The organism is Chroococcidiopsis sp. [FACHB-1243] (assembly GCF_014696895.1).
Lineage (GTDB): Bacteria > Cyanobacteriota > Cyanobacteriia > Cyanobacteriales > Chroococcidiopsidaceae > Chroococcidiopsis.
Map to the genome: position 1 here is coordinate 124,546 of NZ_JACJQX010000015.1, position 16,154 is coordinate 140,699.

At 44.5% G+C, this 16,154-nt stretch carries 15 protein-coding genes; 7 read left to right on the forward strand and 8 right to left on the reverse strand.

What is annotated here, in order from left to right; genetic code table 11:
* Positions 1-121: 121 nt before the first annotated feature.
* From H6G17_RS13395 to H6G17_RS13405, 3 genes are all read right to left on the reverse strand, one after another.
* The gene (locus H6G17_RS13395; protein WP_192157840.1) at positions 122-1,063 is read right to left on the reverse strand and encodes an ABC transporter ATP-binding protein; all 942 of its coding nucleotides are present in this window, start codon (positions 1,061-1,063) and stop codon (positions 122-124) included.
* Position 1,064: 1 nt separating this feature from the next.
* Positions 1,065-1,235, reverse strand: a complete 171-nt coding sequence (locus tag H6G17_RS13400) for a hypothetical protein (RefSeq protein ID WP_192157842.1) — start codon at positions 1,233-1,235, stop codon at positions 1,065-1,067.
* A 260-nt stretch (positions 1,236-1,495) separates the two neighbouring features.
* Complete coding sequence (locus H6G17_RS13405) at positions 1,496-2,113, reverse strand: DJ-1/PfpI family protein (RefSeq protein ID WP_192157843.1); 618 nt, start codon at positions 2,111-2,113, stop codon at positions 1,496-1,498.
* Between the two features lie 394 nt (positions 2,114-2,507).
* Between H6G17_RS13405 and sbcC the strand changes: the two genes are divergently transcribed.
* A complete protein-coding gene (sbcC, locus tag H6G17_RS13410; protein ID WP_192157845.1) occupies positions 2,508-5,534 on the forward strand; it encodes an exonuclease subunit SbcC in 3,027 nt (1,008 codons plus the stop codon).
* 242 nt (positions 5,535-5,776) lie between these two features.
* Positions 5,777-6,262: a gamma-glutamylcyclotransferase gene (locus H6G17_RS13415; protein WP_347276430.1), complete on the forward strand. Its 486-nt coding sequence runs from the start codon at positions 5,777-5,779 to the stop codon at positions 6,260-6,262.
* A gap of 67 nt (positions 6,263-6,329) precedes the next feature.
* Here the strand turns inward: H6G17_RS13415 and H6G17_RS13420 are convergent, their stop codons facing one another.
* Positions 6,330-7,208: a sulfurtransferase gene (locus tag H6G17_RS13420; RefSeq protein ID WP_192157849.1), complete on the reverse strand. Its 879-nt coding sequence runs from the start codon at positions 7,206-7,208 to the stop codon at positions 6,330-6,332.
* A 550-nt stretch (positions 7,209-7,758) separates the two neighbouring features.
* Positions 7,759-8,577, reverse strand: a complete 819-nt coding sequence (locus H6G17_RS13425) for a prohibitin family protein (protein WP_192157851.1) — start codon at positions 8,575-8,577, stop codon at positions 7,759-7,761.
* A gap of 283 nt (positions 8,578-8,860) precedes the next feature.
* Here H6G17_RS13425 and nfi point away from each other — a divergent pair, with 283 nt between their 5' ends.
* The 5 genes from nfi (at position 8,861) to H6G17_RS13450 (ending at position 12,856) form a co-directional block, all read left to right on the forward strand.
* Entirely contained in the window at positions 8,861-9,526 is a 666-nt protein-coding gene (gene nfi / locus H6G17_RS13430) for a deoxyribonuclease V (protein ID WP_192157853.1), read from the forward strand.
* Between the two features lie 53 nt (positions 9,527-9,579).
* Positions 9,580-9,741, forward strand: coding sequence for a hypothetical protein (locus H6G17_RS13435; RefSeq protein WP_192157855.1), 162 nt, complete (start codon positions 9,580-9,582; stop codon positions 9,739-9,741).
* A 71-nt stretch (positions 9,742-9,812) separates the two neighbouring features.
* The gene (locus H6G17_RS13440) at positions 9,813-11,948 is read left to right on the forward strand and encodes a cation:proton antiporter (RefSeq protein WP_192157857.1); all 2,136 of its coding nucleotides are present in this window, start codon (positions 9,813-9,815) and stop codon (positions 11,946-11,948) included.
* 84 nt (positions 11,949-12,032) lie between these two features.
* Positions 12,033-12,560 (forward strand): hypothetical protein, encoded by a 528-nt coding sequence (locus H6G17_RS13445; protein ID WP_192157859.1) that lies wholly within the window; start codon positions 12,033-12,035, stop codon positions 12,558-12,560.
* A gap of 113 nt (positions 12,561-12,673) precedes the next feature.
* Positions 12,674-12,856, forward strand: a complete 183-nt coding sequence (locus H6G17_RS13450) for a hypothetical protein (protein ID WP_015154755.1) — start codon at positions 12,674-12,676, stop codon at positions 12,854-12,856.
* A 115-nt stretch (positions 12,857-12,971) separates the two neighbouring features.
* On the opposite strand, the gene H6G17_RS13455 is transcribed toward H6G17_RS13450, so the two are convergent.
* The 3 genes from H6G17_RS13455 to H6G17_RS13465 all read right to left on the reverse strand — a co-directional run bounded on the left by H6G17_RS13455 (position 12,972) and on the right by H6G17_RS13465 (position 16,032).
* Positions 12,972-13,385, reverse strand: a complete 414-nt coding sequence (locus H6G17_RS13455) for a response regulator transcription factor (RefSeq protein WP_192157862.1) — start codon at positions 13,383-13,385, stop codon at positions 12,972-12,974.
* A 212-nt stretch (positions 13,386-13,597) separates the two neighbouring features.
* The gene (gene ppk1 / locus H6G17_RS13460; RefSeq protein ID WP_192157864.1) at positions 13,598-15,769 is read right to left on the reverse strand and encodes a polyphosphate kinase 1; all 2,172 of its coding nucleotides are present in this window, start codon (positions 15,767-15,769) and stop codon (positions 13,598-13,600) included.
* Between the two features lie 38 nt (positions 15,770-15,807).
* Entirely contained in the window at positions 15,808-16,032 is a 225-nt protein-coding gene (locus H6G17_RS13465; RefSeq protein ID WP_192157866.1) for a hypothetical protein, read from the reverse strand.
* Positions 16,033-16,154 lie beyond the last annotated feature (122 nt).

Below are 16,154 nucleotides of genomic sequence, written 5' to 3' on the forward strand. Positions count from 1 at the left end.
GATATCCCTGAAACAACCCAGAATTGAGCGAATAAACCCGCCCGTACAGAAGTCGGGAGTCGGGGAAGAGAGCCGAGGGAGAAATTAATTCCGAATTCCGCATTCCGCATTCCGAATTTCTCTACTGTTCCATCAAGCTTAAGAAAACCTCTTCCAGCGTAGGGCTGACTTTGCGAACTTCTTCTACTTCTACTCCAGCTTGGACTAACATTTTGACGATGGGAGCAGAACTGATGAGTTGATGTAGAGAGATAGTTAAGCGATCGCTCTCATTGTTAATTTTAGAAATGTTAATCTCAGCAATGAGCGGTTGAGACTCTAACCAATCGATTGCATTTGCTGTAAATCCACGTCCGATAATTTCTAGTTTGGGATTGCCAGCTTGCGATCGCAACCGATCGGGATGTCCTACTGCTAAAAGTTTACCTTGACGAATCACGCCGACTTGCTGACACAATTTTTCGGCTTCTGCCAAGTTGTGAGTCGTTAAGAATACTGTCACTCCTTCCTGCGCTACCATTTCCTGAATGTTGTCGCGCAAAGCAGCAGCAGCGACGGGATCGAGTCCGATGGTAGGTTCGTCGAGAAAGATTAATGGCGGAGAATGTAACATCGCCCTAGCGATCGCGAGTTTTTGTTTCATGCCCCGACTCCATTCTCCGACTCTTTGATGGCGGCGCTGCCACAAACCCATGTGTGAAAGTAATTCTTGAATCCGCGATCGCCTTTTGGCTGTGGGAATGCGCCAAGCCCGAGCGTAAAATTCTAAGTTATCTTCTGCGCTGAGTCGTTCGTAAAGTCCTGGGTGTTCTAGCAAAGCACCCGTGCGCTGGCGAATGGCGTGGGAGTGGGTACGGCAATCGAAACCCAGTACCTCAGCTTGACCAGCCGTTGGCTCTAAAATTCCTAGTAGAAGCCTAATTGTTGTAGTTTTACCAGAACCATTCGCCCCCAAAAAGCCAAACACAATTCCTTGCGGGACTTCCAGCGATAAGTTGTCCAAAGCCGTAACATTACCAAAACTCCGACACAGTTGAGAAGTCCGAATTGCATTAGCACTCATGTCAAGCTGTTGTATGGTGCTGCTCTAGGGTACTGTAAAAATGGTAGGTCATTTGTTGTTGGTTGTTAGTTGTTGGTTGTTGGTTGTTGCTCCCTTGTCCCCCTTGTCCCCCTTGTCTTAATTCTGCTCCCAGCTCCCAGCTCGTCCCTGCTCCCTGATAACCAATTTGCAAAGTGTCACTCGCTACTGTTTTCCCCTAGAGGAGTAGCCTAAACTAAAGTTGTGTGTGAGGAGTGGTATTAAAGAAAAAGCTCTTGGGGTCGAAACACGGCAAGACTCCCAAGAGTTTTTTCTGTTGTGGCGCTATAGATCGTGATGCTACTGCTCGACTTCTAACGCTTAGCCATAGCGATCTACACTTCCCACGAACTAAGAATCATTCTTTAACTTTGTTAGTGAGAGTTAGAATCCCCAACTTTTACCTGCTAACTTTTACTCGATAACTGCTCCCTGTTCCCTGCTCCCTGCTAAATGCTCAATTTTGGTTCCCAACAACTTGAGAAATTCTGCTAACCAGTTAGGATGAGCTAGCCATGTGGGTGCTGTAACCAAGTTACCATCCACCATCGCCTCGTCTGGAGGAATGTGAACGTATAAACCACCAGTTTTCATTACATCGGGTCCGCAGGCTGGGTATGCAGTGCAACTCTTATCTTGTAATACATCGGCTGCTGCTAGGACTTGTACGCCATGACAAATTGCCGCAATTGGTTTGTTGGTTTGGGCAAAGTGGCGTGCAATATCTAAAACTTTTTGATTTAAGCGGATGTATTCTGGCGCTCTACCGCCTGGTATGACTAAAGCGTCGTAGTTTTCGGCTTTAACTTCATCGAAGGAGGCGTTTAAGGCAAAGTTATGTCCTGGCTTCTCACTGTAAGTTTGGTCGCCTTCAAAATCGTGTATCGCCGTGCGTACCTTTTCCCCTGCTTTCTTATCAGGACAAACAGCATGAACTGTATGTCCTACCATCTGTAGCGCCTGGAATGGAACCATGACTTCATAATCTTCTACGTAGTCACCAACCAGCATCAAAATTTTTTTCGCCGTCATTGGTTTAGTCCTCCATTATGAGTTGGTAATTGGTAATTGGTAATTGGTAATTGGTCGTCGAGCGTACCAATTTACCCCATATGTAACTTTTTTCTTAACTTCTAACTCATTGGGGTTGGAAGATCGGAGAACTGCGACACTCTCCAAAAAATCTCCGTTATTAAGAGGAGTTGGGAAGATCTTCTGTAGCGTTGTTTTAAAAAAATGTTATCATTTGCGATTTATTAGATCGTTTTGGTGGTGAACTAGAAGGTATTTGCTGTCGCTAGCGATCGATTACCAACTACCAACTACCAATTACCAATTACCATTATCAATTTTTTACTACAATAAACTAGGTAACAGTGCATCTGTACTGTTACTTCTAGATCGAGGGTGTGACGCAGTAGCCTAAATGATTCCAGTCCAACTTATACTCAAAAACTTCCTCAGTTATCGCGAGACGACTCTTGATTTTAGCGGGTTACATATTGCTTGTATATGTGGCTCGAATGGCGCGGGTAAATCGTCTCTACTCGAAGCGATTACCTGGGCGGTTTGGGGTCAAAGTCGTGCTGTAGCGGAAGATGATATCATCCACTCTGGAGCTAAAGAAGTACGGGTTGATTTTCTGTTTTACAGCGATCGCCACAAATATCGCGTGATTCGTACCCGTTACCGAGGACAAAGCAGTTCCCTAGAGTTTCAAGTTGAAACCCCACAAGGCTTTCGCTCGCTAACTGAAAAGGGAGTCCGAGCCACTCAGTCATTAATTTTAGAACACGTTAAGCTGGACTACGAAACATTTGTTAACTCAGCTTACTTGCGTCAGGGACGAGCTGACGAATTCATGCTCAAGCGTCCAAACGAACGCAAAGAAATTTTGGCAGAGTTACTCAAACTGCATCGATATGACGAACTGGAAGAACAGGCAAAAGATCTGTCGAAATCTTTCCGCGCCCAAGCCGATCAATTAGAACAGGCTTTGCAATCGCTTGCCACCCAACTACAACAACAAGAAGCGATCGCCACTCAGCTAGCAGAAATTGAAGCTCAAGTCAACCAGTTGCAGCAGGAACAAGCTTTTGATGACATTCAACTCAAAAGCTTACAAGTCATTCGCAGCCAACAACAAAACTGGGAACAACAATTAAGTTTCCTCAAACAGCAATCTCAAAATCTAACAGCAGATCGCGATCGCCTTCAACAAGAGCAATTAGCGATCGAGTCTCAACTGGCAGCTGTAGCAGAGATTTTAAATCGAGAGCCGGAAATTCAAGCCGGATACCAACACTATCAAGATCTCTTAGGGCAGGAAGAAGAAGTCAGCACTAAATTTCAGGAATACAGCCACGCCCAACAACAGCACACTCAATTACAGCAGCAACTCGTACAGCAAGTCAACGAACTTCAGCGTCAATTACAACGTGCTGAAGGTCAACTAGTTATCTTACAACAGCAAGAACAGGAAACCCAACAAGCTCTGAGCAAATCGGCGGAAGTAGAAGCAGGAATCTTACAACTCGCTGCCGCCCGCGATCGCTTGGCAAATTTAGATCGGCTGCAACTCCAAGTTTCTCCTTTGATCCAGCGGCGTAATACCCTGCAAGCTCAAATTGATAAAGTCCAAGCGCGGTTAACTGCCAAACTAGAAGAACTGGAAACGCAACAAATTACCTTGAGCCAACAGCAATCGGCACAATCGCAGCTACAACAAACTGCGACAGACGTAGCAGTTCAAATCGAGCAGCTAGAGAAAGATAAAGTCTACATCGAACGGGTACGGGAAAAAGGACAGGAACGCCGCCATTTTCTAGAACGCCTGCAAGAGCAACAACGAGAATTTGAAAAGCAATTAGGAGAAGTCGAGCAAAAAATTCAAATGCTCTCCGTACCAGATGCGGTGTGTCCTTTGTGCGAGCGTCCTTTAGACGAACATCATTGGAATCGCGTCGTAAACAAAACCAAAGAACAGAAAAGGGATACTGAAGAACAATTTATAGTTGTCCGAGAACAGTTGGTAGTCACGGAAACTGAAATTCAAGAACTGCGACGACGATATCGGGAAGTCGCGCAGAAACTTACCCAATACGATGCTTTACGAGAGCAACGGGGACAAGTGATCGCACAACTATCTGCTAGCGATGAGTTACAAACTCGTTTGGAACAAATTGCAGCAGAAAAACATCATCTAGAGCGATCGCTAGCCCAGGGAGACTACGCCGCCGATTTACAAACAGAATTAAACGAACTCAATTCTCAACTTCAGCGACTCAACTACAGCGAAGAAAGCCATGCTTTAGCGCGGAGTGAGGTCGATAAATTGCGATGGGCAGAAGTGCGACAGGCACAAATTAAAGATGCTCAAAAGCGACAGGCACAAATTATCGCCCGACAGCCGGAGATGAGAGCGCAAATTGACGATTTGTCTCAGCAAATCGAGCAATATCAAGTTGAGTCTGAATGTGCTAAACAAATAGCCGCGATCGCCGATCGCATTGACGAAATCGGTTACGATCCGGATCGACACAGCGCCCTCAGAACGACAATTCGACAAGCCCAAGTGTGGCAATTGAGCTATCAACAACTACTCTCAGCTCAAGAACAGTATCCTCAACTAGAGCAGCGATCGCGCGATCTAGCTGAAGCCGTACAAGCCAGAACCGCCGAACGACAAGTCATTACGGTTCAGATTGAAGAAGTGATTCAAAAACTAGAACAGTCTCCCAACACTACAACTGAAATTCAAACTCTAGAATCGCAATTGGCGTTTCGTCGCCGCCAACTCGACGATCTCCTCAGTCAGTTAGGACGCTTGCAGCAGCAATCTCAGCAATTAGCCGCGATGCAGGCTCAACAAGAACAACAGCAGCAACAGCTCCAAGTCGCTCGTCGTCAGCAGCGAGTTTATCAAGAATTAGGGCAAGCGTTCGGTAAAAATGGCATTCAAGCGCTGATGATTGAAAATCTGTTACCTCAACTTGAAGCTGAAACCAACCAATTGTTAGCGCGGCTATCTGCCAACCAGCTGCACGTCCAATTTATTACGCAAAAAACCGGACGGAGCGGACGCGCAGCGAAGAAAAATGCCAAAACGATCGATACCTTAGATATTTTAATTGCCGACGCACGGGGAACCAGACCTTACGAAACCTACTCTGGCGGCGAGGCATTTCGGATTAACTTCGCCATTAGACTAGCCCTGGCGAGATTATTAGCCCAAAGAGCAGGAGCATCTTTACAATTATTGATTGTTGATGAGGGGTTTGGTACGCAAGACCAAGAAGGATGCGATCGCCTAATTGCCGCAGTCAACGCGATCGCGGCTGACTTTTCCTGCATCCTCGCAGTGACGCATATGCCCTATTTCAAAGAAGCTTTCCAAGCCCGCATTGAAGTCGTCAAGACTCAAAATGGCTCGCAATTGAGTTTGTCAATGTAAGTCGTAAGTCGGTCAACGTCAACAATCAACTACCAACTACCCATTACCCATCTCAATCTACGGTTAGTTTATCGAGATATGTTGCTTTAGGCTAAGTAGTTTGATATGATGCACGTAGCAAGTAATATTATGAGCTTATGAGCAGGCTGGGACAGTTGCAAGAGGTAGCAAGCACCGATGAAACTATCGGTAAAACCGCGATCGGTAATGCCTATTTGAGTCAGCAACAGCAACGCGAACCGATGTTTTACTATTTTGCTTACGGCTCTTGTATGTGTCCGGTAGATTTAAAGCGATCGCTCGGTGAAAAAACACATGTATATGCGATCGGTCCTGCGACTCTCAAAGGCTACAGGTTAGGCTTTTATTCCTATTCTCCGTTGCGAAACTCTGGTGTATTGGATGTCGTCCCCGATAAAACAGCTAGCGTGGAAGGGGTATTGTACATGCTACCAAAACGCCTGAGCCAAGCCCTCGATCGCCGTGAGGGAGTCTCTGAAAATTGGTATCGTCACGAAAGAATCAGCGTCCACAGCCGAGAACGTATCTACAAAGGCGTGAGGACATACGTTGTCGTGAATAAACTAACAACAGAAATGCCCCCAAACGACTGGTATTTTGATGTAGTTCTTAGAGGTGCAGTGACCTGCGGTTTGTCAGAACAGTATTGCTGGCAATTGTTCGATCGCATGTATCAACTACAAAAGCAATTGGTAATGGGTAATTAGTAGTTGGTAGTTGCTCCTCTGCCCCTCTGCCCTTCTGCTCTCTTCTCCCCTGCCCTGCTCCCTTCGTTCACTGATAACTAGTCACTGGTAACTGGTTACTGTTCGCTGGTTTGCCTGTCTCAATTGGTAAAGATGGATCGCGAGACCATTCATTCCAAGAAGCAAAATAGTTTCTCACATTTTTAATTCCAGCCTCTTGAAGAGCGATTAAGGTGTTGGAGGCGCGAGAGCCTTTGAAACAGTAGACATACACCGTTGATTCTGGAGTAATGCCCACCTTCTCACACATCGCTAAAACTTCTTCTTTGGAACGGAGTGTAGGAATTTCAGCATTGGGAACCATGAAGTCATACCACTCAATCCAAACCGCACCGGGAATCCTACCTTTGCGGGGACAGAAATCTACACCATAAGGAGAAGAACTGTCACCCATCCACTCATCGCGATCGCGCACGTCTAACTTGATAATGGCTGGGTCGTCCAAAGACTGCAACATCTGTTCTGTAGTCACCATAATTGCCGGATCGATGTCCATCACAAACGTTGTTGGTTCTGGTGTAGGAACTTCCGCAGTTGTCGGCAATCCCATCTTCAACCAAGCTTGATAACCCCCATGCAATACGGATACTTGCTGACAACCAAAATACTTCAGCAGAAAGTATCCTCGACAAGATTGTCCAAAGCCTTTATTCATTGCCTCTTCGTAGATGACAATCTTTTCTCTACCTGAAATACCAGCTGCGCCTAAAAGTTTGGCAAATTCCGCGTGCAGGCTATTCAATCCTTCAGGTGTAGAGGCAGCTAAATAAGTAAAAATTTCGCGAATATTGACTGCGCCAGGAATATGGGCAATTGCGTACTCTTCTGGAGCGCGAGTGTCAACGATCGCTATTGGCTCCTGCTTCACTAAAGTCGCAAGTTCTTCTGGGGAAATCAGCGGTTTCATTGTTTTGCCTTATTCCTACTTGATTTGGACAATCTTACGGACTTACGGACTCACTCTGAAGCACCACAGTCAAGTGAAAAGGGCGAGCGGGGCTAAACAGTCAGCGCCCGCACCCAGTAACTAATGCATTCCACCAAGACTGGTGCTATTAAATAGAACGTTCTATCCACTAACTAGTATTAAGGTAGCTGGCACAAATAAAAAGTGTCTCGCTATACCAGTTGACTTATATCTTTAGGAATAGGCATTCATTTTACGTAGAACAAAAGGAAGTTCGGTATAAATGTTTTTCTGTGATTTTTAAATATAAATAACTACTATAAGAGCTTACAGCCACTCCAGCAAAAAATTTTGTATAAAAAGTTTCCCAATCGAGAGAATTTAGACGAAGAGTACAAGAGATATTATGAATGCAAGCAAAAAGTTTAAGTAACAGTTATCAGTTATTGTAGGGGCGGGTTTAGCCAACAGATTAACCATTAAAACAGTAGATCGAGAGTCAAAACCCGCCCCTACAGTTATCAGTCAACCATCAACCGATCGCTCATAATTATTTTTTATTGTTCAATTCAGCAGGATTGATATTTATTAAAGGTAGACTACTGTTACCGCTCATAACTGTAGGGAAACGCCCATCCCATTTTTCAATCGCTTGTTTTTGCAGTATTTCTGGAGTTAAAGTAAGTCGCTGCAATCTTTGCGCTTCTGCTTGTCCTTTAGCACGGTTAACTTCTGCTTGCGCTTCTTTTGTCGCTTTTAAAGCAACAAAATCTGCTTGCTTGGCTTCCTGTTCGGCAATTTGTTTTGACTCAATAGCTTTGCTAAATTCTGGCGAGAAGGAAAAATTCACTAGAGAAACGTCGTCTACCATGACTCCATAATCTCCCAGACGAGATTTTAGAGCATCGTCAATTTCTGCTTTTAAGTCTGTTCTTTTGGTAATAATTTCTTCCGCAGTTTTTTTTGCAGTTGCCGCTTTGAGAACTTCAGAGACAGCTGGAGTAACGATCCCGTCAACAATTTGTTCTTCATCCCCAACTCGTTGAAAAATCTTATTGACCTGTGTAGGATCGATGTGCCAGTTAACAGCTAGTTCTGTGGTGACTTTTTGCAAGTCTCTAGAAGCAGCATCAGCATTAAAACTACTTTTCTGAACGCGCACGCTCAAAGTTTTAACTGTAGTAACAAAGGGCATAATTACGTGTAACCCTTCATCGAGAATTCCCTCTTGAACTTTGCCAAATTGCATCATTACGCCTCTTTGCCCTGCATTAACGATCGCAAAAGGACGAAAGATGAATGCAACAATTAATAGAACGATACCGCCAGCAAAGGGCAAACTTGTTTTAAGATAATCGCTGTTTCTCATAAAATTAGTGGCTAGTGGCTAGTGGTTAGGTGAAAAGTCAAGTCGCTGTCTACTGATTTATTCAGTTATTAAATCCCAATTATTCATTACTAATTCGTACTGTTTGGTTTTAATTGTATTAAGCGCTCAAATAATAGAATTTGGGTAAAATTGCTAAAAATCTTAAGATAACCGTCTTCCTGAGTTATCGATAACTGGTTGCTGATAACTGATAACTTTGTACAGGCGTTACATGTAACGTCTCTACACTGATAAGTGATAACTGACAACTGACAACTGATTCATGAAAATTAACCAACGCCATACTTGGGCTTTAACTACAGCAGAAGCGATCGCAATTCAAGAAAAATTACGAGGTGAAATTATTACTACAGATAAAATTCCGACACCAGTAAAGTATGTTGCAGGCGTAGATATGGGTTTTGAGGCAAATGGTACGATAAGTCGAGCTGCGGTTGCCGTGCTAAGTTTTCCCAGTCTGCAATTGCAAGAAACAGCGATCGCGCGTCGTCCGACAAGTTTTCCCTATATCCCAGGATTTTTATCATTTCGGGAAGTTCCCGCCGTTCTCGATGCTCTGGAAAAAATTAACACTACGCCCGATATGATTTTGTGTGACGGTCAGGGAATTGCTCATCCGCGCCGATTTGGAATTGCTTGTCACTTGGGGTTAATTGTGGATCTACCAACTATAGGTGTGGCAAAGTCTTTACTGATTGGCAAACATCAAGAAGTCCCAGAAGCACGAGGTAGTTGGCAACTATTAACCGATAAAGGAGAAACTATTGGTGCAGTGCTTAGAACCAGAACTGGGACAAAACCACTATATATTTCTAGCGGACATCGAGTTAGCTTAGCCACCGCGATCGATTATGTTTTGCAATGTACGCCAAAATATCGTCTGCCAGAAACTACCCGCATTGCAGATAAATTAGCTTCGTCAAAGTGAAGATAAGGCAGAGGACAGATGATAGGGGCAGAAGGAATGCGTACTTTGGAAAGTTGTGGAATCTGGAGACAGGCAAGTTACGCCACACCTTAATCGGCTACGTGACAGGAAATGCAGACTATTTTAATGCCGTCGCCTTCAGTCCCAATGGACAAACATTAGTCAGCGGGACTGGCAATAGTACAATCGATGTTTGGCGCGTACCGCAGCAGTAAATTGCTAATGAGTTGACACTATAGAGATGATTAAAAGATCATCATAGGGGCATCTGCTGCTGGAGGAAGTTATGCACGCAGTCATTCTCGTTTTAATTGAAGTGCTGATCGTCATAGCACTCTCGCGGATTGTGGGAATGGGATGTCGCTGGATCAAGCAACCGCTGGTCATAGGTGAAATCATCGCGGGAATTATGCTTGGTCCCTCGCTATTTGGTTTAATTGCCCCAGATCTTGCCGCAGCATTGTTTCCCTCTGAAACACTTCCTTACTTAAACGTGCTGTCTCAGATCGGACTGATCTTTTTCATGTTTTTAATTGGCTTAGAGCTAAATCCTAAATACTTGAGCGGACAGTTAGATATAGCAATCCTTACTTCTCACGTCAGTATTTTAGTGCCTTTTTCTTTAGGGACGCTCTCAGCCATCATTCTCTATCCCTTGGTATCTGATGGGAGTGTTTCCTTCACTGCTTTTGCCCTGTTTCTGGGCGCAGCAATGTCAATTACTGCTTTTCCCGTCTTAGCGCGGATTATTACCGAGAATAACTTGCAGCGATCGCGCTTGGGAACTTTGGCTCTAACGTGCGCCGCAGTGGATGATGTCACGGCTTGGTGCGTTTTGGCAGTGGCGATCGCAGTTGCAAAAGAAGGTGATTTTGTCAAGGCTATCCCGACAATTATTGCGGCGATCGTCTACATAGGCTTGATGGTGACAGCAGGGCGCTGGTGTTTACGGTATGTTGCCAAACTCTTTCATCGTACCGGACGTTTGACGCAATTTCTCTTGGCTTGCATTTATATGGGGGTGGTCATCTCTGCTTTAATTACCGAAGTCATCGGCATTCACTTGATTTTTGGGGCGTTCTTAGTCGGTGCAGTCATGCCCAAAGACCACGATCTGGTGCGGGAGATTGCCCAAAAGACGGAAGATTTTGTTTTAATCTTTCTACTCCCCGTCTTTTTTGCCTACAGCGGGATCAGAACTCAAATTGGTTTGCTCAACCGCCCTGAATTATGGCTGTTGTGTTTATTAGTTCTGGCAGTGGCGATCGCCGGAAAGTACATCGGTACTTATGTAGCGGCGCGTGTCAGTGGCATCGATAAACGGGAAGCATCAGCCTTGGGTTGGTTAATGAATACCCGTGGCTTGACAGAGTTGATCGTCCTTAACATTGGTTTGAGTCTAGGTGTGATCTCGCCTTTACTGTTTACCATGCTGGTGATTATGGCATTGGTGACAACGTTTATGACCTCACCACTGCTGGAATGGACGTATCCGAAGCGACTGATTAAATTAGATTTGGTAGAACCAGAACCACCACAAGCAGGTGATATAGAGCCTGTAACTCCGGCGTATAGAATTTTAGTCCCAGTCGCAAATCCCAGTACCCAGCAAGGACTGTTGCAATTAGCAGCAGCGATCGCTGGCGGGCGATCGGCTGCTGCGATCGTCCATCCACTCAGTTTGATCGAAATTGAAGAAGACTACGCTTTCCAAAGCACTCCAGAAGCCGCTGACAGGTTAATTCAAGAGCGTTACCAACAGCTAGAAGAATTAATCCAAACTCTAGAACCACCGTCAATTCGTTCTCTGATTCATCCCATCGTTCGCGTCAGCAACGACGTTGCTAGAGCGACAACCGAGATTGCCAAACTTGACAGCGTTAGTTTAATCGTTGTTGGTTGGCATCGTCCGGCTTTTAGTAACAATCGATTAGGCGGGCGTGTCGGTCAAATTCTCAGCCTTGCTCCAGTAGACGTAGCCGTATACATCGATCGCGGCAAACAAAACTTAGAATCGCTGCTAGTGCCTTATGTTGGCAATATTCACGATGACCTAGCGTTAGTCATAGCTCTACGCTTGCTAGCGAATTGCGACACGGCATTTTTGTCAGTACTGCAAGCAACACCAGCGCCAAGCGAGTTCAGTAACGAGTTACGCAACATCATGCAACAACTGCCGCAGAAAGTGCGCGATCGCATTTCTATAATTCAACCAAAAGAAACTTCCGAACCGATTCTCGCAGTCGTAGAAGCATCAGCCCGTGTCGATTTAACCATAGTTGGCATGAGTCGCGCTTGGGGAATTGAACGACAAACTCTAGGCAGGTACACAGATGAATTAGCAATCCAGTGTCAATCTTCCTTACTAATTGCCCGTCGCCACAGTCAAGTCAGTTCTCATCTTGATGTTATTAGTGGTTAGTGACTGGTGGCTAGTGGCTAGATAAAAATTCGGTGACTAGCTATTCATAAATAACAAATGACCAATGACGAATGACAAGTAACAATGAAAAACCATTTCAATCTCAAATCTTTAGCTTTTTACGGTATTGCAATTGGTTCGGTTTTACTGTTATTTAAAGTTGTTTCTGCATATGGGGAGGCTAATCTTAAAGCACAAACTTCAATTCAAGGGCGTTATCTGTTGTCTCTCGACCAAAATTTGCCTGATTGTTTGGAGTTATCAAACTTGGTGTTAGACATACAGCAATCTGGGATTTACTTAAACGGGTCTTTATTGTTAGCAGAGAGTAGCTCGCACAAGGCTAGGGTTGGAGAAAAAAGACCGACTCTCACAGGAAAACTAAGCGATCGCACCTTGCAGTTAACTGGTAATATCCCTTTAGCGACAATCTGTCGCCGACCTGTAACAGCAGTTGTAAATGCGATCGCAATTTCTAGTCAGTTTCAGTCAGAAAGGATAGTAGGTAAACTCGATATAGGTACGACAGCTAGAGAAATTGCTTTTACTGCTAAACAACTAGAATCTGGTGAATCAAATAGTCGGGAGTCGGGAGTCGGGAGTCGGGAGTAGGGGAGCTTCAGGTGCAGATGAGATGAAACAACTTCTGCTTTTGACTTTTAACTTTTGACTTTTCACTTTTGATTTCTACTACAATAAGGGCAGAATGAAACAAGGACTCAACGATGGATATTGAAACTTTGAAAGCAAGAATTGTGTTAGTTGAAGAAAAACGCGAATCATTGTTGCGCTTGTTAGAACAACCTAACTTAGGTACGCTCAGAATAGATGTCAATCAAGCTTTAGAAGAAATGGACGACTTACTTGATGAATTTAAGCGCACTTTTCCTGACAACGCGACTAACTAATCTATTATTTGCCCCCCTTCTCAACAAAAAGCACCGGAAGCCGATTTATAGAATCGCTTTCCAGTGCTAACAAATCTTCTTGCCCGCTACGAACTCATCTTTTTCAAACCATTGTTTACGAGCGATTTATTTCTTGTTGTTGTTGTTTTAATTCTTTAATGATGTTGATTAATTCTGGAGTAGCGATGTCTTTCTTGCAGATTGCATCAAAGCAGGCAATTGCTTGACGGTCGTGGAGTTTTGGATCTTCTACAGAAGAATAGGCGATAATTTGAGTTTCTGGCTGAATATCTTTAATCTTGGCAGCAGCACTCCAACCATCCATAACTGGCATTTGCAAGTCAAGCACAATCGCATCTGGATGAAAGCGCTGCGTCATTTCTACAGCTTCTTTGCCGTTACTGGCTAATCCTACTAGTTCTAAATTTTCCTGGTGAGCGATCGCTAGCTTCAGAGTTAGACGAGTAAGTTCGTGATCGTCTACAACCAAGACTTTAACAATGGAAGGTTCGCAAGATAACATCAGCATTTTAAACCGAATAAGATTACCAGGGCGGACGATCGTAAACTATTGATTTTCACAGTATATTTTTGTTCAAGGTAAAATTACCTCTGCCCTACGGTGGAATGTAGGGAGGACTGTTAATAGTTGTTGATTGTTAGTAAGAGACAAGGGGGACAAGGGAGACAAGGAAGACGATTCAATTCATAATTAAACCACGCATCATGCACCACTCATACCTAGTCACTGGTTGTTCCTGGATTGAGAGCCATTTCCATAAATATCTTCTGAGAACTCGATTGGGGAGTGTTAGGGGCAGGACGGCGTTGAATGTAATGTCCATCAGGCTGTAAGTCCCAAGCTTGGCGATTATCGGCAAGCATGACTCCGAGAATTTCTTGTAAATCTTTGGCAAGATGGCGATCGTCAATTGGGGTGACAGCCTCAACCCTGCGATCGAGATTGCGTGGCATCCAATCAGCACTGCCGATATAAATCTCTTCTTCCCCATTATTGTGGAAATAGAAAATACGGGAGTGTTCTAAAAAGCGCCCAACGATACTTATAACACGAATATTCTCGCTCACTTCCTTAAGTCCGGGTAGCAAACAGCACATTCCTCGAATAATTAGATCGATTTGCACGCCAGCACGAGAGGCTTCGTAGAGGGTAGCAATAATTTGCGGATCGACCAAAGCATTCATTTTCGCTACGATCCGACCAGTACCACCATTTCTACAGCACTCGATTTCGCGCTGAATTAAAGCCACCATGCGATCGCGCAAATTAACTGGTGCAACCAATAGCTTGCGATATGATTGTTGACGCGAATATCCAGTTAAGTAATTAAATAAGTCTGTCAGATCGGCTCCCAATTCCTCCCGACAGCTAAAGAGTCCCATGTCAGTATAAATTCTGGCTGTTTTGGGATTGTAATTACCCGTGCCGATATGGACGTAACGTCGGATGCGATCTGTTTCCCGCCGCACGACCATAACGATTTTCGAGTGGGTTTTCAGTCCGACAACGCCATAGACTACGTGAACTCCAGCTTTTTCTAACCGTCGCGCCCAGTAAATGTTATTTTCTTCGTCAAACCGCGCTTTGAGTTCCATTAAAACTGCGACTTGTTTACCGTTTTCAGCGGCGGCGATCAAAGCGTTAAGAATGGGGGAATCGCCAGAGGTGCGATACAGCGTCATTTTAATCGCTAAAACATCCGGGTCGTGAGCGGCACTGCTAATAAACCGCAGTACGGTGGAGGAAAAAGAATGATATGGGTGGTGAACTAAAGCATCCTTTTCTCGAATCAGGCTGAAAAAATCAGTTCCTTCTTCGGTATCTGCTAAAGCAGGATTGAGGCGTTGTAAGCGTGGAGGAACGACGGATTTCCAAGGTGGATCTTTCAGTTCTGGTAGCGGTAATGCCATAAATGACATTAAATCTCCTAGTCCCAATATGCCATCAATTTCGTAAACTGCCCTTTCTTCTAAATCGAGTTCTCGTAAGAGTCTATTACGTACTAGGTCTGGCATTTGAGAGTGAATTTCGAGCCTAACTGCCGATCCACCAATACGGCGCTTGCGCAGTTCTTGTTCGATCGCCAATAATAAATCGTCGGCTTCGTCTTCTTCTAGTTCTATGTCAGCGTCGCGGGTGATCCGAAACAGGTGATATTCTAAAATATTCATCCCTGGAAACAAGGATTCTAAGTTATGGGCGATCGCTTGTTCTAGAGGTACTCCCGTCCAATGCGCGGGTTTGTCATGGTGTTGTACCCGCAGTTCTTCTGGAAGTGGCAAAAATCGCGGTAAGACTTTTGGCACTTTCACCCGTGCAAATAATTCTTCTTCCGTCACTGGATTTTTCATGACTACAGCTAAATTCAAGCTGAGATTAGAAATGTGGGGAAAGGGGTGACTCGGATCTACCGCAAGAGGGGTGAGGACGGGAAATATTTGTTCGTCGAAGTAATGTTCCAGGTACGTCCGCTGTTCCTGGTTCAAGTCCATGTAGTCTAAAATATAAATTCCTTCTCGCGCTAAAGCGGGTCTAAGGACTTGCTCGAAATGACTGTGTTGTTGCGATACCGAGGGACGCAGGCGTTGAGCAATTGCTTCTAGCTGTTCTTCTGGGGTGCGTCCGTCTGGACTGAGTTTGCTGACTTTAGCCGCTAGTTGCTGGCGTAAAGCTGCTACACGCACCATAAAGAATTCATCTAAGTTAGAGCTGAAGATTGCTAAGAACTTCAATCGTTCTAGTAAAGGCGATCGCGGGTCGCACGCTTCATGTAAAACTCTATTATTAAACTCTAACCAGCTCAACTCGCGATTGAAGTAGTACTGCGGATCTGTGAAATTAATTTCAGTAGCAATTTCTTGTGTAGTGGTTGTTTTTTTAGTTCTAGGCATAGAAGTTTTGGCTGCAAAGCTAGAATGTTGTCGCTACTCTACAGAGGATAGTCAACTCCGAACGCCTCGTCCTCTATCCCCCGCCACCATTCTCCCAGATTCATCAAACTTTGGTGTATGTCTGCCAACTCTTTAGCATATTCCTCTGGCGTGAGTAGGTGCGATCGCTCTTGCAGCTTCTTCAGGCGCAATTGCAATAGCAGCCAGGGTTTAGATATCCCATCTGTGCTTTCGATGTAGCGCGCTAATTCTTCACTATTCATGAGTTTTAATTGTAATTTAACCAGAAGTGTTGAATGTTAAGAAATCGCCATAAAAAAGCAGCCCAAAATGTGATAACTTTTGAGCTGAATAGAAATAATAAATGTTAACGATTGATGATACC